Genomic DNA, 22,417 nt, shown 5'->3' with positions numbered 1-22,417 from the left:
TTTATTGCGTCGAGCCGTGGATGGGACCACCGAACAGCCCCGGCCACAAGGTCGGTTTGAACCTGGTCCAACCCGGCAAGACACAATACTTCGTCACCGACGTCCGTCTGCGTTGACGCACGCCTCCCTCCGTCTGCGACATCACGGCGACTTCAGGTAGTGAAGACTGAATAAGTCGTCCGGATCGGTCCAAACCGCCGTCGGATCGAGGCCCACCATTCGGGCCATCGCTTGGAATTCTTCGACGGTGTATTTGTAGGAATATTCCGTCGTGATCCGTTCGTCCCGTTCAAAAAAGACCGTTTCCCCGGCGATCCGGACCTCCTGCATCCGCAGACTCTCCAACTGCATCACCATTCTTCCCGCGGCCGGATCATAGGCGGCCCGATGACGAAACCCGGACAAATCGAAATCGGCGCCAAAGGCCCTATTGGCGAAGGTCAATATATTCAGATGAAACCGCGCGGTCACCCCAGTCGGATCGTTGTAAGCGGCGTGGAGAACCGCTTCGTCCTTCTTCAAGTCGATCCCAACCAACAACCGGGTCCGCTCGCCGCCGAGTCGGATCAACTTCAACAAAAAGCCGAGAGCATCGATCGGTTCGAAGTTGCCCAGACCCGCTCCCGGAAAAAAAAGCAACGTCTGCCGCGACTTCACCGGAACAGCCGGAAGGTTCAAGCCATTGGTGTAATCGGCGCAGACCGGAAAAACCGGCAACCGGGGATACTCCTTCCGAAACCGCTTGGACGCCCGGTTTAATCGTTCCCGCGAGTTGTCGACCGGCAGGTAGGCGGCGGGTTCGCGGAAATGATCGAGCAGCAACTCGATCCTTTCACCATCGCCGCTGCCCAGGTGGACGATGGCCGTTTTCTCGCCGACCAATTCCCCGATCTCGCCCGCGTTTTCCCGCAAGATCGTCGCTTCCGCCCGGGGCGGATAATACTCAGCGAGACGCCGGACCTCCTGAAACAGCCGGCTGCCGCGTGCATCGTAAAGAAACCTCCGCGAAATCCACTTGGGGGTTTCCCGCAACCCGGTCAAATATTCCTCCGCCGAAGCGCCGCGTTTCCGGCGCCCTCCCTCTTTTTCGCTCAAAACTCTCATACTCTCGGACACACGAATGGATGGCCCGGGACGGAGAGACCGCTTTCCATTCAAGAGCAAAATACCGTGTTCGCCCACCTCCGACAACGGGGGATCGGCCCTCTTTTCCTCACAGGAAAACCTTCGTTCGGATCGGCGAAAGGAGTAACGCTTTTCCATGAAAAATCAGTAAAAACCTTCCGGAGCTATTGCCACCCGGCGACAGTCGGCTGAGGGTAAAAGGGTGTCTTTGTTAAACTGAACCTCACTTCACTTGATAACCGATGACTGGCACCATCGATCCGAACTCGAAACCGATCCTCTTGGTGGAAGACAATGATGACGATGTTTTCCTGATGAAACGCGCGATGCGAAACGCCGGGATGCCCCTCCCGCTTCACATCGCCCGCCACGGCAAGGAGGCCATCGATTATTTGAACGGGACCGGCGATTTCGCCGACCGAAAGCGCTTCCCCATGCCGGCCTTTATTTTCCTCGATCTTAAACTCCCCTACCACTCCGGCTTCGAAGTGCTCGACTGGATCCGGCAAAGCTCATCGGCTCCTCACCTCCCGGTGATCGTCCTTACCTCCTCCGACGAACCCCAGGATATCGCCGCCGCCCGAAAACTGGGCGCCAATTCCTACCTCGTCAAACCGACCAGTTCCGACGACCTCGAAGAGACGATCCGCGCGGTCAAGGCGTATTGGTGCCAATACGACCAGCTCTCCGCCTGATCCCGCGAGCCAGGACGGCTCAGCCGCCGTGGCTCGCCGTCACCACCGAACTCAAGCCACCGCGCGGGCCCCAGCGGGTCGTCACCGTCATCTGACGAGGTCCACACGCCGCCACTAAATCGTCCAAAATCTTGTTGGTCACAGCCTCGTAGAAAATCCCCTTGTCGCGGAATCCGTTCAGGTAAAACTTCAGCGACTTCAACTCCACACATTGCCGGTCCGGCACATAACTGATGACCACCGTCCCGAAATCGGGCTGACCGGTCTTCGGACAGACGGAGGTAAACTCCGGAAACGTGTGCTCGATCCGGTAATCGCGCTCCGGATTGGCATTTTCAAAAGATTCTAAAATGGATCGCTCGCTCATACAAAAATATACCCCTCTCCCCTATCGTCTTCTCCCCTTTCGCCTATCGTCTATTGTCTATCGCCTAATCCCGCCGCGGAAACGTCGTGACCGCCGTCCGGGTCCGGGCGATCCGTCCCGCCGGCAGCGTCCCCCCGAATGCCATCGCCGGCATGACCAACGCCCGGCGCCCAAGAATCGTCCCCGGCTGCAACACCGCGTTACAGCCGACCTCCGCCCTCTCGCCCAGCAACGCGCCCAACTTGACCAACCCGGAATCGACCCGCGTTCCATCCACCACCACCGGCACCGGTTGCTGATCGAGCCGAAGGTTCGACAAAACCACCCCCGCCCCGAGGTGGGCGCCACTCCCCAGGACCGAGTCGCCGACATACGAAAAATGCGGCACCTGCACCCGATCCATCAACAGAGCGTTCTTGAATTCGCAGGAATTTCCGAGCACGCAGTTTTCCCCGACGATCACATTGCCGCGGATAAAAGCCCCCGGCCGGATCTCCGTCCCCGCCCCGATGTAGGCCGGACCGATTACCGTGCCGAAATTCGGCAACCGCACCGACGGATGAATAAAAACCGGACCCTCGATGCGAAACGCCCCCTCGCGCTCCGGGGTTCTCTCCGGCCACGCAAAGGCCTGCAAGGCGCCCCGGATCGCCGCAACCCACTCCCACGGCGCCGCCTCCGGAGAGAAAAACTCTCCGAACGGCAAATGGTCCGGCAAGGTGAATAAATCAGACGCTTTCATCGAATCAAAACGGACGCCGCCCCACGCGGTCGCCCAAACCACCGAACCTACGCGCCCGCCACGTCAACTCAAGGCGGAATTCACCCGGATACCGCTAATTGCATAACCCTGAGGCGCAACCCGTCCCAAAGCTTGCCGGATCAAAGGATCATGGATTGGCGGCGCGCCGGTAAAACCGTTGGGAGAGCGCTGGAGAGTCGCGATCAAGGTATTCGTACAATCCGGGCGCGACCTCTTTGGCTTCCCCCAGGATCAACCAGGCGCCACCCAGATTGGATGCCGCTTCGATCCAGACCGTTTCGCCCGGGGGGGCGATCTTCCGCACCAGCATCTCTTGGCCACCAAGAAAACGTTGGATACTGCGACTTGGTTGCACCAACCGGGCGATGTGAGGGGAAACCTTATCGCCGGCGACGGAGAAGTTTCCGCCCACGTAAATGTCATCGCCGAAGACCACCAGGACACGTAATCCACCGTTTAAGCCCGAACCGAGTGCCGTCCAACCACTGTCGCCGGTGCCGCCAAGCCCCCATTTGGCGATATGATTTCGACCCGAAATCCCGCCCGCACTGGTAAAATTCCCGCCCACATAGAGGTCGTTATCCTTCACCACCAGCGCCGTGACCGAGTCGTTTATATCCGAACCGACCCCCGAACCGAGTGCAGACCAACCGCTGTCACCGGTGGCGCCAATCGCCCATCGGGCGATATTTTTCCGCCCCGATATCCCACCGGCGCTGGTGAACCTTCCCCCGGCATACAAATCCTTGTCCGACAAGGCCAGCGCAAAGACCTCGCCGTCTACCCCAGAACCGAGCACCGACCAGCTGCTGTTATCGGTGCCACCAATCGTCCACCTGGCAATGTTGTTCGCGGAAACCGCGCCGACCCCCGAGAAATACCCTGCCACATAAAGATCACCTTCCTTCACCGTCAGTGCGTGGACGGTGCCGTAGACTCCCGATCCGAGCGCCGACCAACTGCTGTTGCCGACGCCGCCCGTTTCCCATTTGGCAATTCCCCGCCTCCCCGAAACGCCGCCCGCACTGGTGAAGTATCCGCCCACATACAAATCGTCGTCCCTTACGACCAGTGTGTTGACGATGTTGTCCACGCCCGAGCCCAACGCCGACCAACTGGAGTCATCGACCCCGCCGAGACTCCATTTGGCCACGAAATTACGACCCGAGACCCCGCCCGCGCGAGTGAATCCGCCACCGACATATAGATCATTCTCCTTCACCGCCAACGCGGACACCCAGTTGTCCACTCCCGAACCGAGCGGCGACCAATTGCTCCCGTCCCATTTTGCGATCCGGTTGACTGGAAGCCCCCCAATATTATTGAACCATCCTCCGATATACAGTTCGCCGTCGGCAACCACCGCTGCGGAAATCCAGCCGTTCAGACCATGTCCCGTCCCGAGGGCCGACCAACTACTGTTTTCGGTGCCGCCGAGCACCCATTTGGCGATATGATTGCGCCCCGAAACACCACCCGCCAGGGTGAAATCACCCCCGATATGGAGACGATCCCCAACTACCGCCACCGCGCGGACCGCATTGTTCCCTCCCGATCCGAGCGCCGACCAACTGGAGTTGTCGGTCCCGCCGATCACCCACTTGGCAATATTGTTACGCCCGGAAACACTACCCGCAGTGTTGAAATACCCTCCGACATACAAGTCGTCGTCCTTCACCACCAGCGCATCGACCCTACCCATCGTGGGGGCAGCGGTGTGGTTCAATCCCGAACCGAGCGCCGACCAGCCACTGTCGTCGGTGCTGCCGATCACCCATTTCGCGATCCGATTGGGCCCGGAAACTCCACCTGCGCTTGTGAACAACCCACCCACGTAAAGATCATCATCTTTCACCGCCATCGAGGCGACATAGCCTGACACTCCCGAACCAAGCGCCGACCAACTACTATCGTCGGCCTCTCCAATCACCCATTTCGCGATGCCGTTCCGCCCCGAAACAGCGCCCGCAGTGGAAAAGGATCCTCCGACGTATAAGGCATCGTCCTTCACCGCCAGCGCGTAAACCCAGCCGTTCACCCCTGAACCGAGCGACGACCAACCACTATCGTCAGTGCCACCGATAATCCACTGAGCGATCCGATTGCGTCCGGAAACGCCTCCCGCAAAAGTGAACTCTCCACCGACGAACAGCTTATCGCCCTCCACCACCAACGTATGGACCAAACCATTCACTCCCGAACCGAGCGACGACCAACCATCGTCACCGGGCCCGCCGATTGTCCATTTGGCGATATAATTCCGGCCCGGCACGTCACCCGCACTGGTAAACCCACCCCCGACGTAAAGGTGATCGTCCTTCACCGCAAGGGCATAAACCAAACCGTTCACCCCGGAGCCGAGCGCAGACCAACGGCTCCCGTCCCACCTCGCGACACGACTCGCCACCGCGTTCCCCACGACGGTGAATTCGCCGCCAATGTAAAGATGGCCCATACCATCGACCGCCATCGCGCGAACCGCTCCATTTGCTCCAGGAAATTCTCCCAGGCTCACCCAGTTTTCATCACTGAATGTGGGGTCGATGCGCACCGGATAAATCGCATCGGTGTCGGCGACGCAAATGGCCAGTCGGTCCGCGGCGACCACTTCCATCCGCGCTGGCAACACCCGACCTTCGGCATCCTCGACGAGCAGGCGACTGTAGGCGATGTTTCGGCCGGAGCCCTCCAGAATCAACCGGGCGCCAAACCCGGCCTTCTCCGCCCGCGCGCCGTCCACGGCCAACTCCACCCGCAACTCCCCGGCGCCTTCCGGGCGATCCAACACCAAAAAATCCTGCCGCACCCCGTCCACGCTCGTCGAATACTCCTCGATCAGCCCCGGGCGGATGTAGCGGACGAGGTTGGCGTCGGTCTCGACGCGGCCGGCTTCCAAAAGAAAAGCGAACATTCCTGTCCGTTCAATTGACGGACAGGGATCTCCGTCCTCCTTTAGGCGGCCCACCGCCGTCGCCCTCACCCGAAACCGGTCCGCCGACGCGCCTTCCACGGTCGATTCCAACCAGAGCCCTCCCGGAGTCCCCTCGCCGCGCAGCCGCTGGAAAACCGAATTGAGCACCGCTCCGTTCTCTGTCGCGGTGACGGAGAGCCCGTCGCCCTCATATTGCGCCCCGGCCTTCGCCCCGATATCCGACCAAGGAATCGTCTCGACGCTCGCTGATTCATCGATCAGTCCTTCCCTGGGCAGGGAACAGAAATGTTCCTGAGGCATCGGGGCCGCGGTCGCCACGATCGGAAAAATCGCCAAGACTACGGCAACAAAAACAACCCGAAATAATGGGCTGCCAGGAAAGCAGTGCGAAGCCGTGACAAAATTGTCGGCGGTGGAAACAAAGATTTTTGACTTCATCGGGACGAATAGGCGCGTTACATCGGTCTTTCGTCCTCAGCTCACCCCTGAGCAAGGATTTTGAAAGATGCGTAATCTTTTACCAGAATCACGTCCAATCCGCCTATCCCCCTAAATAGATTCCATCCGAAAAGGGTTTTTACGAGCGGCGATTGTTTGATTGAAGATGGATGTTTGGTGGATGGGTGGAATCCGGCACCCCCAAAGGCAGTAACCAAACAGTGAATACGGTCCGAATCGTCGTTTTGGAACCAAATTGAGCAGGATCGGTACAGGACCGATCCTCCGTCTTCGACGTTCTTTGTTTGGAATGACGGGGGGACCTCGCTCAAGCGACTTGGCACCGTCGTTTTCGCTTTCGCAGCAGGATCGTCCGACACGCATTGTAGGCCAGGCACTTCTCCAAAAATTCCTCGCGGGCTGCCGCAATGCCTGTCCGGCTGAGTTGGCCGAAGTCGAAGCCATACTTCAGGCAAAACATTAAAGACTCCACGGCCGAACGGCCGGCCCGGGCCAGGCGATACTCCTCCCCGTCCCAGTCCTCGCCAAGGAGCTTCTTTCCCTTCGATCCACTGATGCTGACGATCTCCACTCCCAACTCCCTGACCCGATCATGGCCCTCCCGCGAAGAATAGCCGTCGTCCACGCTGGTCAGGTGCGGTATGACTCCAGTGTTGGCGATCGCTCTTTCCACCATCGGCACCAGGTTGGAGGAATCGGAGGTGTTGCCTGAATCGACCTTCAGCGCGACGACATATCCATTGGCGCTTCGGGCCAATTGCGGCTTGTAGCCGATGACCGGCTGGCGACCTCCCTTTTGGATGTAAGCCGCCGAGCGGTCGTGAACGCTCAAGACGCGCTCGGTCGAAGGAAAGGTTTTTTCTTCGAAAATGCGTTGGCGCATTTGTTCGAGCGACTTCGTGGCGAGGTGCAGACTCTCGACAAACAGATCGACACGCGCTTTGGCCTGTTGGCGCAAGCTGGGCAGGATCCGCCCGTTGTCGAGTCGTTCGTTCCAGCTTGCCTCCACGCGCTTGAACTCGTTATCCGCATGGCAAAGAAGTTTGGCCGCCAACTCAATGAACTCCCGGCAAAACTTCTGGAACTTCTTCTTTTTCTTAGCGTTAAGATTGATTTGAAAAGGCTTTTTCGAGAGCTCTTCGAGGTAGCTCTCCATGCGTCCCGGGCGGATATTTGCCAAACCGAAAAGCTCGAACTTGCGGCCGATCTCATAAAGGCGCCGGGCCAGGACGAAGATGGTCTTGGCATCGGTCGGCCAGCACGAATTGGCCTTGGTCGCGGTACTATCGATCAGGACCTGATCGAAGCTGTCGAGCTCTTCCCGGCTGGCCCGGTTTAACTGGGCGGAAAGGATCGCCTCACGCGTTTCAAGGCTGATCGCATTGAGCAACTCGCTCATGGTCGAACGCCCCGGCAGGCTCAGCCCGCGTCCGACCAGAAAAGCTTCCAGGCTTTTGGACTCGCCCATGAAATCCAGCGCTTCCTTGTTGGTGCAGGAGCCGTGATAGCCGCGCGTCAACAGCAAAACCCCCGCTACCGCGCCAGGCATTCGTGGCCGCCCTTGTTCGAGCACCTCCAGTTTACCCGGCAGTTTCCGGCCCTTGGCATCGAAGCGTGGCGGCGGAAAACTTTCGGGAAGGTTTTCGAGCCCGGCCAACGCACCGTTTTGGCTCTGGAGAAAAAGACGGTCGGCCCGCCGAAGCTTCTTTTTCTCCAAGCCGTGCCGGTCGAGATCGGCCTCGATTTTCACCACCAAATCGGGCCTCGAATCGAATAAATCGGCACTTTCGGCCAAGAACTCGCTGAAATCCGTGCTCGCGGCGTAATAAAAGTTATTGAAACAGGGCGTGAAATGTGCAGGATTGCCGTTGGCCTCAGTTGTTGAACTATGGTTAGGTTTAGTCATTTAACCACAACAGCTTGAGGCCGCTTGTATTTCAAGCTTAAATACGGTTAATATTCCCGTTTTCCTGGCCGATTTTCGATAGCCAATCACCTTTTCGGACACGCTCTAAATAGGGGGAACGAGGAACGAACTCTGCGAGATCAGTCATACTCGCCATCCCGATTGCGTCCGACCTGCGGATACAAAAAAAGGTCTGCCCCGATTCAGGTGCAGACCGAAAATGGAGCGGGCGAAGAGATTCGAACTCTCGACGTCCACCTTGGCAAGGTGGTGCTCTACCAACTGAGCTACGCCCGCGTAATCAAGAAGGCTCAAATCTTATGTTTTTCGCCGGTCTGTCAACAGTGAAAAGGGAGGTTTTTTCGAGTTATTTTCTCCGGTTCAACCACCTCCCCGTCACTTTCCGTCCAGAACGCACTTTTCATACAGGTCGCGCAAGCGGCCCGCCGAATCGTATTTCCTCTTCAACCGGTCGTAAGCGGGCCGATTGTAGAGCCGCCAGAACTCCTCCTCCGGAAACCAGGAACTCGAATAAAGCGACTTTTTCCCTTCCAACTCCACCACCTTCTTCTCGATCAACCGATTGTAAAACCCGGGCTCCCCGTCGCTCGCCACACTGCTCCAGAAACCGAAATTCACGTAAATCTTCCGAGGATCCGTCCGGTAAAGAACGAATTCCGAGCGGCCGTCCGGAGCCCGCGCCGGACACATCCATATCGGTCGAATCCCGATTTCCCGCTGGAAAAACGCCAGAAACTCCGCCGCCCGGTCCAACGGGATTTCCACGTCTTGGATGACATACTCCCTTCCCGCCCCGCCCGCCCAACGGGCCAATCCGGTCTTCAAGGCCAGATCGCGGATTTTCCAATACGTGGTCGACCGCAGCAACCCGCAGGCGCCGAAGAGAAGCCGGATCGGTTTCACCTCCATTCCCAACGCCCGGCTGCACCAAAACCAGTCGGTGTCCCACCGCCAGATGTAGTCAGCCGTCCGCAGATAATCGGTTTCCCGCTCCCGGATCGACCGGTAAAAGATGTCCATGAACCGGTAATTGCTGACATAGGGCGCGTCCTCGACGAACCGGCCGACGGTGAGATAGAGCTCCGTGTCGGAAAAGACCACCCCATCCACGAAATCGGGCGCCCCTCCTTCCGTCTCCCCGCGGCAAATCCGTTCGAGTTTCCCGAAACATTCCTCCCCGGACCCGAACCGGCGGTGCGTCAGCCGCACATACGGAGCCGCCTTTATCAGCGGAATCCGCGCCCGCAGGATGTATCCGAGTGTCCCATACGAACTAGGAATCCCGTAAAACAAGTCGCGGTGCTCGTTCTCGGGGGCGCAGGTGACCACTTCGCCCGACGGCAGCAGCAGATCCATCTCCCGCACCGTTTCATGGACGAAGCCATACCGGAAGGAGGAGGATTCGATCCCGCCTCCCGAGATCGCACCTCCGAGGGTGATCGATTTCAACTGCGGCACCACTGGCGGCAGCAATCCGTGTTTCAAGGTCGCCGCCACCAGTTCCTCGTAAGTGATCCGCGCCTCGACGTCCGCCTCCAATCCCGCCGAATCGACCGAAATAACCTGGTTGAACGAGCTCAAATCGAGCCGTTTCCCGGGTCGGTTTTCGACTTGCCGGAAGAGATTCGACGTTCGCTTGCGCAACCCAATGGTCCCGCCGGGAGCGTCCCCCGTCGTGCGGAGCGTCCGGGCCGCCGCTTCTTTTTTTCGTTCGTAAGAGGCCGTCGTCATCGCACCGGCAGGTATTCCGGCAGGAGCCCCTTTTTCGAGAAGACGAACTGCCAGAGTTGGATATCGCGCGCCCGGAAGGCACCCGCGCACGAGAGAAGATAGTAACTCCACATCCGGTCGAACCGTTCGCCGAATTCCGTCTTCCGACTCGGCCAATGTTCCCGGTAATTCCTGTGCCAAGCCATAAGGGTCCGGTCGTAATCAGGACCGAAATTGTGCAAATCCTCCAACACGAAGAGCCCTTCCATCGCCGCCCCGATCTGCTTCAGGCACGGGAGCATTCCGCCGGGGAAGATGTATTTGTCGATCCAGGGATCGGTCATCCGGGTTTCCGTGTTGCGCCCGATGGTGTGCAAAAGCATCAGCCCATCCTCTTTCAGACAACGGGCTTTCACTTCCATCAACTGGCGGTAATTCTTCCGCCCGACATGCTCGCACAGCCCGATGCTGACCACTTTATCGAACGTCCCGGTCGCCTCCCGGTAATCTTTCCGGTGGATCGTCACTGGCAAATCCTTGGTCCATTCCCGCCCGAACTTCACTTGCTCGGCCGAAATGTTGTAAGAGGTCACCCGGCAGCCGTAGCGCTCCGCCGCGAAACGGGCGAATCCGCCCCACCCGCCGCCGAGTTCGAGGATCTCGTCGCCCGGTTTCAGTTGCAACTTCCGGCAAACCAGATCGAGTTTCGCCTCCTGCGCCTCATCGAGGGTCCGCGCCCGCCGCCAATATCCGCAGGTGTATTGCATCCATGGATCGAGCATGTCGCGGTAGAAATCGTTGCCGAGGTCGTAATGGACCTTCGCCACTCTCCGCGAGCGCCCAGGCGATTGGCGGTTGATCAACACCGAATGCAAATAGGCCCGACAGGCGTCCCACGGGGAAAACTGACTGGCGACGCGGGTCCGCATCAATTTGAAAAAGAATCGGTCCAACCGCTCGCAATCCCACCACCCGTCCATGTAGCTCTCCCCGAGAGCCAACGAACGCCCCAGCAACACCCGCCGGTAAAAACGCGGATCATGCACCCGGATATCTTCCGGACGGTCTCCGTTCAACCGGATATCGGCGGGTTGCAGCAGATTTTGGAGAAATCCCTTGGCGTCCATCGCAAAGTCGTCAACCGGGGTCGACGCTTCTCTTTATAACACAGGGAGTTTCACAAAGCCACCCTCTTTTCCCCTGAATCCCAGGCGCACCACTATTTCACCCAGCCGCCTCGTTGGAGTCCCGCATTCATGCGGTCTTCACCCCCGTGAAAACACCGGCTAAAACCGGAACTTGCTCCAACCAGTAGCCCCGGGCGACAACCCTCCGCGATGGAGCGATGGGAGTTACTGCTCCAACAGCCGAACCCGCCGGTCTTTATGCGGGAATTGCAACGAAATTACCGTCCCAACGTTTTCTTTGCTTTCGATCGAAACGGTGCCGCCGTGATTGCGCATGATCCGCTCCACGATCATCAATCCGAGTCCGGTTCCCGTCTTCTTGGTCGTGAAATACGGCTCGAAAACCCGGCCGACTTGATCCTGCTTGATCCCCGCCCCGGAATCGCCGAAGTGCAAATGAATGAACCGGTCGTCGCTGCGGGTCGTCACCCGAATCGTCCCGCCGGCCCGCATCGCTTCCATGGAGTTTTTCGTCAGGTTGAAGAAAACTTGTTTCAACTGATTCCGGTCGCCGAGCACCACCGGCAATTTCTCGTTCAACTCCACGTCAACCCGGATGCCCCGGTCGTCGAGTTCCCCGGCTTGGAATTGAAACACTTCCTCGAGGATCTCGATCAAATTGACTTCCTGGAAATCGGGCGGAGCCGGCCGGATCGCCTCCAAAAAATGGGTGATGATTCCGTGCAACCGCCCGACTTCCGCCTCGCAGACCTCCAGGCTTTTCCGCATCCGGGCGGTTTCCGCCGTCTTCTCCATTTTGCCGAGCCCGCGCTGCATCAACTGAAGGTGGATGTTCAACGAATTTAAGGGGTTGCCCAATTCATGCGCCACTCCCGCCGCCAGCAATAGAATCGATTGGATCCGCTCGCTCTCCACCCACTCTTCGGTGGTCTCCTTTTCCTTGGTGATATCGGTCAAAATCACCGCGAACCGGGTGACCGACTCTTCCTCCAAGGTCTCCTCCTCGAAGGGGGTCAGATAGAGACGGACATACCGCCGCTCCGGATAACTCAGGTAAAGCTCCTTCGAGAAGGTCGGAGGCGGACTGAGCTTCCCGCCCGCCTCTCCCTCCAGAGTCCGGGCCAAATCGGGCGCGAGTTTCCAGAGCGTCGTCTCCCCGAGATCCCCGTCCCGCAGACCGACCATCCGTCCGGCCGCTTGGTTGGCGTATTCGATCACCCCTTCCTTGTCGATGATCAGGATCCCTTCGCGGATCACGTTGAAAACCGCTTCCAACAAACTCCGTTCCCGCGCCAACCGCTGGACGAGGTTGGTCAGATTCACCGCGTCGAGGTTGTCGAGACGTCCAAGCACACGGTCGAGCGAACTGGCCTTTTTACTCAGCATACGGCTCTATCCATCCGAAAAGGTCGTTGGCCGCCCAGAGACACACCCCACCGCTCTGGCGAGCGGTAACCCCTCTCAAGAGGGGAACTTCCCGCACGTTAATCCCCTCTTGAGAGGGGGGGACCATGCGCGCGCATGGTGGGGTGTGTTTTCCTTCTCCGCTATCAAAACCACCAAAGCTTCCGATAACCTTTTCGTGTTCATTCGTGTCCATTGCTACGCCATCTTCACTTCGTTACCTCGTGGTTAATTTCCTTCTCTTTCCTTTCCCACCGCATCCAGGATAAACTCCGCGACTTCCTCCTTCGGAGCCGGACCGAATCGCCGCGCTTCTCCATTGCCTCCGATCAACACCACCGAGTTTTCGTCCGACTCCATCGCGCAACCCGGCCCGCCGACGCGGTTGCCCACGATCCAATCCATGTTTTTGGCGGCCAGTTTCTTCCCCGCGTTTTCTTCCAAATCCTCCGTCTCCGCCGCGAATCCGACCAATACCCGGTCTCCCTTCATCGCCCCGAGCCGCCGGGCGATGTCGACGGTCGGCTCCAACTCCACCACCAAGCGCCCTTCGATCTTCTTCATCTTTCGGTCGCTGATTTGCACCGGCCGGTAATCCGCCACCGCCGCACACATGATCAACAAGTCGCAATCGGCGAACAAGCGCTCGGTCTCCCGCAACATCTCCTCCGCCGAGACCACCTTGTGCAACGCCACCCCTTCCGGCGCCGCCAAGGCCACCGGGCCGCTCACCAAGTCGACCCGCCACCCGCGCGCCCGGGCGACCCGCGCCAAAGCATAGCCCATCTTGCCGCTCGATCCGTTGCTGAAGTAACGGACCGGATCCAGATGCTCCCGGGTCGGCCCGGCGGTGATCAGACAGCGAATAATCCTTGCCTCCATTTGATTTCCCGTAATTTTTGCGACAATGTCAGCCCGAGTTCAATGATGGAGCAGATCAAAACAGAAATCACACCTTCGCAATCCCCGACTCCCGCCAAACGGGAAAATCTGCTGGTCAACCTGGCTCTCAACATCCTGATCCCGGTCCTCCTCCTGCGCAAGGGCTCCGATTGGCTCCCCGCCCTTTCCCCGGCCCAGGTCCTGATCGTCGCCTTGCTTTTTCCGATCGGCTACTTCCTCTACGACCTCCAGGCCCGGCGGAAATACAATTTCATCTCGATCCTCGGCTTCGTCAGCGTCCTGCTCACCGGCGGCATCGGACTGCTCCACCTGAACCCGGTCTGGATCGCCGTCAAAGAAGCCGGCATTCCGGCCGTGATCGGGCTCGTCGTCCTTCTTTCCGCCAAGACCCGTTACCCGCTGGTGCGGACCTTCCTTTTCAACAAGGAGATCATCGAAGTGGAGAAAATCGACCGCGCCCTCGAGGCTCGGGGCAAGCGCACCGATTTCGACCGCTTGCTGAATACCTGCACCTGGCTCCTGGCCGGCTCGTTCCTCGTCAGCGCCTTGCTCAACTTCGCCCTGGCCCGGATCATCGTCACCACCGATCCCGGCGTCGACGCCGTCGCCTTCAACCAGGAGATCGGCAGCCTCGCCGCCTGGAGCTGGCCGGTCATCGTCATCCCCTGCACCATCGTCATGGGCTTCGCCCTCTGGAAACTCTTCTCCGGTATCAAGAAACTGACCGGTCTCGAACTCGAAGAGGTTTTCAAACAACCGGCCAAGGGTTGATCCCCGGCACAACCGCTCTCCGAATCTCATTCGGGTGAATTCGTGGTTGTTAAAACCCCCTCTCCTCTTCCTCCAGGGACTCCCGCATCGACCGCCGGGCCAGTCGGGTGATGTAATAAATCAAGCCAAACGCCGCCACCACCCCAATCCCATACAGCGGCCACTCCCACGCGCGCGGCTCCCGCTCCGTCAAATCCGCGATCTCGGCGGCCAACGAGCCGATATACACGTTGGTCACCGACAACGGAATCACCCCCACCGAATTCGCCAACACGAAATGGCGGAACGGAATCGCCGTCAGCCCGAAAAAATAGTTCGACAACTTAAACGGGAAAACCGGCAAAAACCGGCTCAACAGCACAATCTTCCACCCTTCCTTCTTCAACCCCCGGTTCAACAGCTGGATTCTCGGATGTTCCCGGATTTTCCGCGACAACGTCTCCCCAAAAGCATAGCGGGCGATCAAAAACGCCGCCGCCGATCCGGTCGCCAACGCACCGACGATCACTACCGCCCCGAGCCAGAAACCAAACAAAAAACCGGCCCCCAAGGTGAACACCACTCCGGGGATCAACAGAACCACAATCAGAAAGTAGAGCCCGAAATAGATCAACACCCCCAATCCGCCCATCCGGTCGACCCAATCCAACAAAGCCAACGCCGCCTCCTGCACCCCGTCGATCAACAGAAACGCCGCCACGAACGCCACCGCCAACAAAAACGCGCCGAGAATCGGCAGTTTCTCCGCCCAGGATGTCCCCTTGGCCGCCATGGCCTCAAAATAACCGCCAAATGCCCCGGACGCAAAAGTTTCAGGCTAGACTCTTCCCCCTCCTATCCATTCAGATAGATCCCATGCCGTCTACCATCTTCACGATCGCCAACCAAAAAGGGGGCGTTGGGAAAACCACCACCGCGATCAACCTCGCCGCCACCCTCGCGGAAAAAAAGATCCCGACCCTCGTCGTCGACCTCGACCCCCAAGCCAATGCCACCAGCGGTCTCGGCCTCGAAAAAACCGAAGGCGGCAGCATCTACGGTCCCCTCACCGGCAAAGGGAGCGCCGCCGACCTGGTCCTCCCCACCGCTTTCAAAAACCTCTACATCCTCCCCTCCGAAGTCGATCTCGCCGCCATCGAAGTCGAACTTTCCCAACGCGAAGATTACCTCCTCCAGCTCCGTTACACCTTGCAGGACATCGTCGACCGCGACCAATACCGGGCCATCATCCTCGACTGTCCCCCCGCCCTCGGCATGCTGTCGATGAACAGCCTCGCCGCCGCCGATTACCTCCTCATCACCCTCCAATGCGAATACCTCGCCATGGAAGGCCTCGGACAAATCCTCAAGGTCGTCGAGCAACTCAAGGAGGCGGAAGTGAACCCCAAACTCGAACTCGGCGGCATCATCATGACCATGTTCGACATCCGCACCAATCTCTCCCGTCAGGTCGTCGACGAGGTCCGTTCCCACCTCCAGGAGCAGATGTTCAAATCGATCATCCCCCGCTCCATTCGCCTCAGCGAAGCCCCCAGCTACGGCCAACCGATCACCGAATACGACGGCTCCAGCGTCGGCGCCCAAGCCTACCGCGACCTCGCCAAAGAAATCATCGCCCGCTTCAAACTCCGGTAAAACCGAGCCTGCCCACCCACCGCCCCAAACGGCCCTTCCTACCAGTGTCGCAGGTCGAGCCCGGCTATCGCGTTGAAATGCCGGTCACGCGTCAGCAAACTCAAGTGATTCCTCATCGCGATCGCGGCAATCCAGTGATCGTTCGTGGGAATAGGCCTTCCCGCCGCCCTCAATTCCCGTCCGATCCGCGCGTATTCCTCGCACGTTTCATAATCCACCCCCGCCAGCGAAACGACAGGACTCCCGAGAAAATCCCGGAGGATTCGCTCGTTTTCTTCCCTTCGATTACCGACTCGGAATCCAAAGAGTAACTCCCCCACCACTGGCATCGGCAAAAAGATCCTCTCCGCCAAACCAATTGTCCGACGTGCGCCCTCCACCCCCAACATCATCGCGGAGTAAGCGTTCGTATCCAACAAGAGCCTCATTTCCAATGCTCCTCGTCAACCTGACCGAACATTTCTTCCGTCGTCCGCTCGAAAGCAGCTGCCTCCTCTCGATTCCACAAACCGAAAAACCCGTCCAACCTGTCACCGATCGGCTCCGGGGGAACTTCGGTAGGCAAATCCAACCCCTTCCGTAGCACATAGACGGCGGTCTGATTCAACGACCACCGACGTTGCCGGCTAACCTCCTCCAGCTTCTGCTCCAACTCCTTGTCCGTCGACCGAATCGTCAATTGCATCATGATGAAACACTATGCGAATCATCCCGGTGGTCAAGCAACGGAATCGATGCCCTGCGGACGAGAACGAGGAGACCAGACGCGCGTACCCGCCGAGTTGGCTGAGCATTCCCACACCCCGATCGTCTCGAAGGTGGGGGCTTTTGCCGGATCAACATCGCGGACGAAATCATCGAGTGAAAACTCGATGCTACGGATCAATTCCTCCGTAGCATCCCGGCTTTCGCCGGATGACCATCGCGGACGAAATCATCGAATGAAAACTCGATCCTACGGTTCAATTCCTCCGTAGCATCCCGGCTTTCGCCGGATGAACATCGAGGACGAAATCATCGAGTGAAAACTCGATGCCACGGTCGATAACTCCGTAGCATCCGGCTTTCGCCGGATGACCATCGCGGAAGGAATCATCGAGTGAAAACTCGACGCTACGGTCGATACACACCCGGCGACTTGGAAAAAAAGTCTCGAAGCGCTCCCTTTGCTTCGATTGAATGACCCTTCGTTTTCATTTTCAACGTCATGAGCGATTCATTCATTCAAAACCTTTTCGCGGAACGCATCGGCGGCGCCGAATACGGCAAGTCGACCGCCATCTATAAGTTCGAGAAAATCAAGCGGGCCAAACGCGCCGCCCGCCAGGCCAAACCCGACTTGGCCTTGATTGACATGGGTGTCGGCGAACCCGACGAAATGGCCCCGGCGCCGATCGTCGAAAAGCTTTACGAAGCCGCCCGCAAACCGGAAAACCGGGGATACGCCGACAACGGCGACGACCGGCTCAAAGAGGCCGCCGCCAACTATCTCAAAAACACTTGCGGCGTCACCGTCGATCCGAAGACCCAAGTCATCCACTCCATCGGCAGCAAGGCCGCCCTCTCCCTTCTCCCGGCCGCCTTCATCAACCCGGGCGACGTCGTCCTCATGACCGTCCCCGGTTACCCGGTCTTCGGCACCCACGCGAAATATTACGGCGGAATCGTCCACAATCTGAAACTGACCGCCGAAAACGGTTTCCTCCCCGACCTCGACGGTATTCCGGCCGACGTTCTGCAAAAAGCGAAGGTCCTCGTCCTGAACTACCCGAACAACCCGACCGGCGCCAGCGCCACCCCGGAGTTCTTCGAAAAGGTCGTCGCCTTCGCCAAAAAGCACAGCATCATCGTCATCCACGACTTCGCCTACGCGAGCCTGGTCTTCGAAGGAAAACCGCTGAGCTTCCTCGCCACCCCGGGTGCGCTGGATGTCGGAATCGAACTCCATTCGACCAGCAAAAATTTCAACATGACCGGATGGCGCTGCGGCTTCGTCGCCGGAAATCCGCTCATCGTGCAGGCCTACGGCGACGTCAAGGACAACTCCGACTCCGGCCAGTTCCTTGCCATCCAACACGCTTCGGCCTTCGCCTTCGACCACCCGGAATTCACCGCCGAAATCGCCGCGAAGTATTCCCGCCGTCTCGACCTCCTCGTCGCCGCCCTCCGACGTCTCGGATTCCAGGCCGAAAAACCAAAGGCCTCCTTCTTCCTCTACGTGAAATCCCCCCGCCGCGCCAAAACCGCCGACGGCACCGCCACGGAATTCGCCACCGGCGAAGAATTCAGCCAATGGATGATCATGGAGAACCTCGTCTCCACCGTTCCCTGGGACGACGCCGGCGCCTACGTCCGCTTCTCCGTCACCTTCGAAGCCCGCGGCGAGGCCGAAGAAAAAAAGATCATCGCCGAAATCGAACGCCGCCTCAACCGCTACACGTTCGAGTTCTGATTTTGAACCGCAGATTTCGCGGATAATCGCAGATAAAAAGAGCCTGGGTCAGGAAGGGGAAGGTGAATTTGCCCTCCTTCCCCTTCCTGTATTCTCAAGCTGCAAATTCCAGGACAGGAGCAGCCTGAGACAAACCTAAACAAAATCATGACGGACAAAATCATCTATACTTCCGCTCCGTATATTAAGCCCCCGCGGAAAAGAAAATGATTTTGCCCCCAATGATTTTGTCACGCTCCCCCTTCCGTGTCTTCCGTGTATTCCGTGGTCCATTTACCCTTTTAAAAGCCGTTTCCTGAGGTCCCAATCTTCCTTCGAATCGGTCCGGACTTCCAATACCCGGACTCCCCGCTCCCAAGGTTCTTCGATCGCCCGCACGAAGGCCCCCCAGTCCAAAATCTCTTCGTAGCCGACATCGTAAGCGGCGCACAACCGCTCGAAACTGACGTCCTGCGGGGTCAAAAAGAAATCCCGGAACGGCGGATCGAATTCCGCCACCGGCAACCCCCGGAAAATGCCACCGCCGTTATTATTGATCAACACCACCGTCAATCCTCCCCGGATCGCCCGCGCGTTCATCAAACCACCTTGGTCATGCAAAAACGCCAGATCCCCGGTCACCAAAATCGTCTGCTCCTTGTCCCCGGCCACTCCCATCGCCGTCGACAAGATCCCGTCGATTCCGTTCGCCCCGCGGTTGAAATAAATCTCATGAGGCACCTCCCCCGGTTGCCAAAAAAATTCCGCGTCCCGGATCGGGGTGCTGTTCGATATAAAAACCGCGGCCCCCTCCGGCGCGTGCTGGGCCAGCAACCACGGGATTTTCCCCTCAAACATCGCGTCGCATTCCATCAACGCAACCGCCACTTCGTCCCCGAGTCGTCCGCTCGGCTCGATCCAAGCCCCCGCCCAATCCGGCCCAGCCCCGCTCCCGTCCAATCGCTCCGAGACCGCCCGCGCCACCGCGGCGGCGTCCGCCCGGATGAAGCCCGCCGCCTTATGCGATGGATCGACGTTGCGGTCGCTCGCCTCCACGATCAATTGCGGACAATCCAATTCTTCCAGCCACCGCCGCAACCGTTTGCTGGTCGGCAAGCCGCCAAGCCGCACCACCAGATCCGGCTTCTCCTCCGGCATCTCCTTCCGTTCCAACAGCATGTCGTAATTTCCGATCACCCACTCCCGCTCCCATCCCCGCTGCCGCACCGGCGACAAAACATCGGCCAGGACCGGAGCCCCCGCCCGGTCCGCCAGCCGCAAAACCGCCTCGACATACCGCTCGGGCGACGCCGGCGAGGCCGGTCCCGCCACTACCAACGGTCGCTCGCTGTTGCCCAACGCCTCCGCCAATCGCTCGACCTCCCCATCCGACGGCACCATCTCCCGCACTTCCAGCGGTGTCACTCCCGCCAACAACGCCTCCACTTTTTTCCGCGATAGATTCTCCACGCTTCCGTCGACCACCGGAGCCAACGGATCGCGGAACGGGAGGTTCAAATGAACCGGTCCGGCCACCGGCCAAAGCGCCCGTTCGCAAGCATAGGCCAACGTCTGACGCAAATACGCCAACTGCTTCAAATCCAACTCCGGCAGCGCCAATTCCGCCTGCCAGCGCGGGTAATTCCCGAACAGCTTAACCTGGTCGATGGTTTGCCCCGACGAACATTCCCGCAATTCCGCCGGACGGTCCGCCGTCAACACCAGCAACGGCGTTCCGCTTTCCCGCGCCTCGATCACCGCTGGAAAATAATTCGCCGCCGCCGTGCCCGAAGTGCAGACCAACGCCACCGGTTTCCGAATACGTTTGGCGATCCCCAATCCGAAAAATCCCGCCGACCGCTCGTCCAGCACCGGCGTCGCCTGGATCCCCGGATGCATCGCGAACGCGTAAGCCAACGGAGCCGACCGCGACCCGGGCGAGACTACCGCGTGGCGGACCCCGCGACGAAACAAGGTCTCAGCCAAAAAACTTCCCCACAGACTATTCGTATTCGCAAAGTCCAGATTGTGCGCCATCTCCCCAAACCTAGCTCCTCCAGCCCACATTGGGAGCCCAAAATTCCTCCATGTGGTGGAGGTATCCAGATACCGAAATAAGATTCCTGCCAAACCCGTTCGTCGCGGAGGTCAAGCAGATCCTGGAAGGCCGCGCGTATCAACATCTGCAAGACACGGAAGGATGACAACCGGGCACCGTTGAACTTGTCATTACCCTCCGAAAAAAGCAGTTTTTCTCCATGCACTCCGATCCCTCCGCCTCGAAAACTGTCACGATCCTTTGGAACCGCGCAAAAGAGACGCTTCAACGCGGCGAGTTGGAGCAAACCGAGGATCTGCTGTGGGAGATCATTGAAAAGGCCCCGAATCATACCGAAGCCAACGCGGCATTGGGAAATCTCGCGCTGCAAGCGGGCTTTCCTGAAGAGGCACTCTCGTTCCTGGAAAAAGCCCTGATTGCCGGCCCCGATCCCTCGCCTTATCTCAGGACCGTCCTTGAAGCGCTGGAAAAAATTCCTCCGGCAAAAGCCGATGACTACGTCTTTGCCCTTCTGGCCCAACAACCCCAGCTTCATGCCCTGAGGATTTCTTGCGCACGAAAACTTCTCCAGAATAAAAACTTTCCTGCCGCGGAGAAACTCCTCAGGGAGGGCTGGCATTTAAAGAATAAGGAAAGTGGGGAACTCCTCGCCTTTTATTACTTGCGGGAAAAGCGGCTGGCCGAGGCACTGCCGGTGTGGCAACAACTCAGCAGCATAGATCCCGCAAACTGTCACTATCTCGCCGCATTGGCCGATACCTGCCATCAGCTTGGGCGGACGGCGGATTGCGTCCGCATCAATGAATCATTGCGGCGGCAATCGCCCCAGGATGCACTGGTCCTTTCGCGATCCATTGCTTTGGCCAGCAGCGACCAGTCGCCAGGACGCCTTCGCCAGCTTATGCAGCAATGGGAGCAATCGTTCGGAAAACCTGCCGTTTCCTTACCCGCCGTCCAACCCAGGGACCCCGGCAGCCGGGGGCCTTTTCGCGTCGGCTTTCTCAGCACGACCTTTTTTCACCACGCCAACGGGCACTTTTTGTTGCCCCTTTTAAAGGAACTCCGAGCCAAAGGGGTCACGCTTTTCGCCTATCATGACAGTTCGTTCGAGGATGACATCACGCGGCAATATCGCGACACCGTTAGCGCGTTTCGCACTATAGCAGGCATTCCCGCCGGTAATGCCGCCGAGATCATCCGGAAGGATCAACTCGACCTCCTGATTGACATCAATGCGCATTTTGACAGTCAGCGCCTGCGTATCCTCACCTACCGTCCGGCTCCGGTTCAAGCCCACTACCTCGGCGGAACAACACCGACGGGCCTCTCCTGCATGGACTGGTGGTTCGTCGATGACCTCACCGAAGATCCACGGGATCCAGAGCCCTTCTCCGGGGAAAAACGGTATTTCCTGGAAGGCGGACTCCACGCCTTTCAGCCCCTGAGGCCCGCCGCGTCCCCCAACCCTCTTCCCGCCTTGGAAAAAGGGCACGTCACCTTTGGCTCCCTTACCGCTTTGCATAAAATTCATCCCCCGGTCGTAAAACTTTGGGGCGAAACCTTGAGAGCCGTTCCAGGCAGCAGGTTTATTCTAGGAAAAGAGATTTTTCGCGACTCGAACAACCGGCGCTGCTTCCTTGACTATCTTCAGAACCACGATTTCCCAACGGACCAAATCGACCTCCATCCGATCGATTCGAAGTCCCTCGATGACCTCTCCTTCTACCACCGGATCGATATCGCGCTCGACACCTTTCCATACACCGGAATCACGACGACTTGCGAAGCCCTTTGGATGGGAGTTCCCGTTATCACTCTTGAAGGGAATTGCTTTGTCGCCCGAGAGGCCGCGGGACTGCTCAAACGTGTGGGACTTCATGATTGTGTCGCGCCCACCCCCGAAGGGTTCATCGCGCAAGCCGGAAAACTTGCCGGTGATTGGAAAACTCTCCGAGATCTCCGGCTACGCCTGCGCGACAGGGTCAAGCAAAGCCCCATCGGCGATCCCGCCAGGTTGGCAGACAGTTTTTATGCCTTTCTAAAAAACCATTGACAGGACACCCGGCTTAGGTCGTTACCTAATCGACT

General features: G+C 58.6%; 19 protein-coding genes and 1 tRNA gene (1 of these 20 only partly in view). 6 read left to right on the top strand and 14 right to left on the bottom strand.

Annotation, left to right across the window (positions count from 1 at the left end; translation table 11 throughout):
* Positions 1 to 116: the final stretch of an aldose epimerase family protein gene (locus ACWUI2_RS15770; protein ID WP_486983811.1), read on the top strand. It extends 808 nt beyond the left edge of the window; only the last 116 of its 924 coding nucleotides appear in the window; its start codon lies off the left edge, out of view; the stop codon is at positions 114 to 116.
* A gap of 25 nt (positions 117 to 141) precedes the next feature.
* On the opposite strand, the gene egtD is transcribed toward ACWUI2_RS15770, so the two are convergent.
* Positions 142 to 1,095 (bottom strand): L-histidine N(alpha)-methyltransferase, encoded by a 954-nt coding sequence (egtD, locus tag ACWUI2_RS15765; RefSeq protein ID WP_486983810.1) that lies wholly within the window; start codon positions 1,093 to 1,095, stop codon positions 142 to 144.
* Between the two features lie 272 nt (positions 1,096 to 1,367).
* Here egtD and ACWUI2_RS15760 point away from each other — a divergent pair, with 272 nt between their 5' ends.
* Positions 1,368 to 1,820: a response regulator gene (locus tag ACWUI2_RS15760; protein WP_486983809.1), complete on the top strand. Its 453-nt coding sequence runs from the start codon at positions 1,368 to 1,370 to the stop codon at positions 1,818 to 1,820.
* A gap of 19 nt (positions 1,821 to 1,839) precedes the next feature.
* On the opposite strand, the gene queF is transcribed toward ACWUI2_RS15760, so the two are convergent.
* The 9 genes from queF to ACWUI2_RS15715 all read right to left on the bottom strand — a co-directional run bounded on the left by queF (position 1,840) and on the right by ACWUI2_RS15715 (position 13,412).
* Entirely contained in the window at positions 1,840 to 2,187 is a 348-nt protein-coding gene (queF, locus tag ACWUI2_RS15755; protein ID WP_486983808.1) for a preQ(1) synthase, read from the bottom strand.
* 64 nt (positions 2,188 to 2,251) lie between these two features.
* Positions 2,252 to 2,929, bottom strand: a complete 678-nt coding sequence (locus tag ACWUI2_RS15750) for an LbetaH domain-containing protein (RefSeq protein ID WP_486983807.1) — start codon at positions 2,927 to 2,929, stop codon at positions 2,252 to 2,254.
* A 148-nt stretch (positions 2,930 to 3,077) separates the two neighbouring features.
* On the bottom strand, positions 3,078 to 6,320 hold the full coding sequence (locus tag ACWUI2_RS15745; protein WP_486983806.1) for an autotransporter outer membrane beta-barrel domain-containing protein: 3,243 nt from the start codon (positions 6,318 to 6,320) through the stop codon (positions 3,078 to 3,080).
* Positions 6,321 to 6,648: 328 nt separating this feature from the next.
* On the bottom strand, positions 6,649 to 8,247 hold the full coding sequence (locus ACWUI2_RS15740) for a transposase (RefSeq protein ID WP_486981012.1): 1,599 nt from the start codon (positions 8,245 to 8,247) through the stop codon (positions 6,649 to 6,651).
* Positions 8,248 to 8,468: 221 nt separating this feature from the next.
* Positions 8,469 to 8,544, bottom strand: a tRNA-Gly gene (locus ACWUI2_RS15735).
* 99 nt (positions 8,545 to 8,643) lie between these two features.
* Positions 8,644 to 9,999: an FAD-binding oxidoreductase gene (locus ACWUI2_RS15730; protein ID WP_486983805.1), complete on the bottom strand. Its 1,356-nt coding sequence runs from the start codon at positions 9,997 to 9,999 to the stop codon at positions 8,644 to 8,646.
* Positions 9,996 to 11,105 (bottom strand): cyclopropane fatty acyl phospholipid synthase, encoded by a 1,110-nt coding sequence (gene cfa / locus ACWUI2_RS15725; protein WP_486983804.1) that lies wholly within the window; start codon positions 11,103 to 11,105, stop codon positions 9,996 to 9,998. The genes ACWUI2_RS15730 and cfa overlap by 4 nt, the downstream gene beginning before the upstream one ends.
* 225 nt (positions 11,106 to 11,330) lie before the next feature.
* Positions 11,331 to 12,512: a two-component system sensor histidine kinase NtrB gene (locus ACWUI2_RS15720; RefSeq protein ID WP_486983803.1), complete on the bottom strand. Its 1,182-nt coding sequence runs from the start codon at positions 12,510 to 12,512 to the stop codon at positions 11,331 to 11,333.
* A gap of 246 nt (positions 12,513 to 12,758) precedes the next feature.
* Positions 12,759 to 13,412: a phosphopantothenoylcysteine decarboxylase domain-containing protein gene (locus tag ACWUI2_RS15715; protein WP_486983802.1), complete on the bottom strand. Its 654-nt coding sequence runs from the start codon at positions 13,410 to 13,412 to the stop codon at positions 12,759 to 12,761.
* On the opposite strand from ACWUI2_RS15715, the gene ACWUI2_RS15710 reads away from it, so the two are divergent.
* Positions 13,413 to 14,204, top strand: a complete 792-nt coding sequence (locus tag ACWUI2_RS15710; protein WP_486983801.1) for a VC0807 family protein — start codon at positions 13,413 to 13,415, stop codon at positions 14,202 to 14,204.
* Between the two features lie 49 nt (positions 14,205 to 14,253).
* Here the strand turns inward: ACWUI2_RS15710 and ACWUI2_RS15705 are convergent, their stop codons facing one another.
* Positions 14,254 to 14,976 (bottom strand): TVP38/TMEM64 family protein, encoded by a 723-nt coding sequence (locus ACWUI2_RS15705; RefSeq protein WP_486983800.1) that lies wholly within the window; start codon positions 14,974 to 14,976, stop codon positions 14,254 to 14,256.
* 83 nt (positions 14,977 to 15,059) lie between these two features.
* On the opposite strand from ACWUI2_RS15705, the gene ACWUI2_RS15700 reads away from it, so the two are divergent.
* Positions 15,060 to 15,839 (top strand): ParA family protein, encoded by a 780-nt coding sequence (locus ACWUI2_RS15700; protein ID WP_486983799.1) that lies wholly within the window; start codon positions 15,060 to 15,062, stop codon positions 15,837 to 15,839.
* A 38-nt stretch (positions 15,840 to 15,877) separates the two neighbouring features.
* On the opposite strand, the gene ACWUI2_RS15695 is transcribed toward ACWUI2_RS15700, so the two are convergent.
* On the bottom strand, positions 15,878 to 16,267 hold the full coding sequence (locus ACWUI2_RS15695; RefSeq protein ID WP_486983798.1) for a PIN domain-containing protein: 390 nt from the start codon (positions 16,265 to 16,267) through the stop codon (positions 15,878 to 15,880).
* Positions 16,264 to 16,527, bottom strand: coding sequence for a hypothetical protein (locus ACWUI2_RS15690; protein ID WP_486983797.1), 264 nt, complete (start codon positions 16,525 to 16,527; stop codon positions 16,264 to 16,266). Before ACWUI2_RS15690 ends, ACWUI2_RS15695 begins: the two co-directional genes overlap by 4 nt.
* A gap of 519 nt (positions 16,528 to 17,046) precedes the next feature.
* Here ACWUI2_RS15690 and ACWUI2_RS15685 point away from each other — a divergent pair.
* Positions 17,047 to 18,291, top strand: a complete 1,245-nt coding sequence (locus ACWUI2_RS15685; RefSeq protein WP_486983796.1) for an LL-diaminopimelate aminotransferase — start codon at positions 17,047 to 17,049, stop codon at positions 18,289 to 18,291.
* A 273-nt stretch (positions 18,292 to 18,564) separates the two neighbouring features.
* On the opposite strand, the gene menD is transcribed toward ACWUI2_RS15685, so the two are convergent.
* A complete protein-coding gene (menD, locus tag ACWUI2_RS15680; RefSeq protein ID WP_486983795.1) occupies positions 18,565 to 20,307 on the bottom strand; it encodes a 2-succinyl-5-enolpyruvyl-6-hydroxy-3-cyclohexene-1-carboxylic-acid synthase in 1,743 nt (580 codons plus the stop codon).
* A 221-nt stretch (positions 20,308 to 20,528) separates the two neighbouring features.
* Here menD and ACWUI2_RS15675 point away from each other — a divergent pair, with 221 nt between their 5' ends.
* Positions 20,529 to 22,382 carry an O-linked N-acetylglucosamine transferase, SPINDLY family protein gene (locus ACWUI2_RS15675; RefSeq protein ID WP_486983794.1) on the top strand — a complete coding sequence of 618 codons (1,854 nt, stop codon included), beginning with the start codon at positions 20,529 to 20,531 and terminating at the stop codon, positions 22,380 to 22,382.
* Positions 22,383 to 22,417: the final 35 nt, after the last annotated feature.

It is taken from the genome of Verruconatronum alginivorum (genome assembly GCF_056590205.1).
This window is presented reverse-complemented; position numbering and strand designations above follow the sequence as displayed.

Coding starts and splice junctions, on each gene's coding strand:
- ACWUI2_RS15675 (WP_486983794.1), top strand. CDS start 20,529: ATGCACTCCGATCCCTCCGCCTCGAAAACTGTCACGATCCTTTGGAAC.
- ACWUI2_RS15720 (WP_486983803.1), bottom strand. CDS start 12,512: ATGCTGAGTAAAAAGGCCAGTTCGCTCGACCGTGTGCTTGGACGTCTC.
- ACWUI2_RS15705 (WP_486983800.1), bottom strand. CDS start 14,976: ATGGCGGCCAAGGGGACATCCTGGGCGGAGAAACTGCCGATTCTCGGC.
- ACWUI2_RS15690 (WP_486983797.1), bottom strand. CDS start 16,527: ATGATGCAATTGACGATTCGGTCGACGGACAAGGAGTTGGAGCAGAAG.
- ACWUI2_RS15740 (WP_486981012.1), bottom strand. CDS start 8,247: ATGACTAAACCTAACCATAGTTCAACAACTGAGGCCAACGGCAATCCT.
- ACWUI2_RS15695 (WP_486983798.1), bottom strand. CDS start 16,267: ATGAGGCTCTTGTTGGATACGAACGCTTACTCCGCGATGATGTTGGGG.
- ACWUI2_RS15700 (WP_486983799.1), top strand. CDS start 15,060: ATGCCGTCTACCATCTTCACGATCGCCAACCAAAAAGGGGGCGTTGGG.
- queF (WP_486983808.1), bottom strand. CDS start 2,187: ATGAGCGAGCGATCCATTTTAGAATCTTTTGAAAATGCCAATCCGGAG.
- ACWUI2_RS15750 (WP_486983807.1), bottom strand. CDS start 2,929: ATGAAAGCGTCTGATTTATTCACCTTGCCGGACCATTTGCCGTTCGGA.
- cfa (WP_486983804.1), bottom strand. CDS start 11,105: ATGGACGCCAAGGGATTTCTCCAAAATCTGCTGCAACCCGCCGATATC.
- ACWUI2_RS15745 (WP_486983806.1), bottom strand. CDS start 6,320: ATGAAGTCAAAAATCTTTGTTTCCACCGCCGACAATTTTGTCACGGCT.
- ACWUI2_RS15760 (WP_486983809.1), top strand. CDS start 1,368: ATGACTGGCACCATCGATCCGAACTCGAAACCGATCCTCTTGGTGGAA.
- ACWUI2_RS15685 (WP_486983796.1), top strand. CDS start 17,047: ATGAGCGATTCATTCATTCAAAACCTTTTCGCGGAACGCATCGGCGGC.
- ACWUI2_RS15730 (WP_486983805.1), bottom strand. CDS start 9,999: ATGACGACGGCCTCTTACGAACGAAAAAAAGAAGCGGCGGCCCGGACG.
- menD (WP_486983795.1), bottom strand. CDS start 20,307: ATGGCGCACAATCTGGACTTTGCGAATACGAATAGTCTGTGGGGAAGT.
- ACWUI2_RS15715 (WP_486983802.1), bottom strand. CDS start 13,412: ATGGAGGCAAGGATTATTCGCTGTCTGATCACCGCCGGGCCGACCCGG.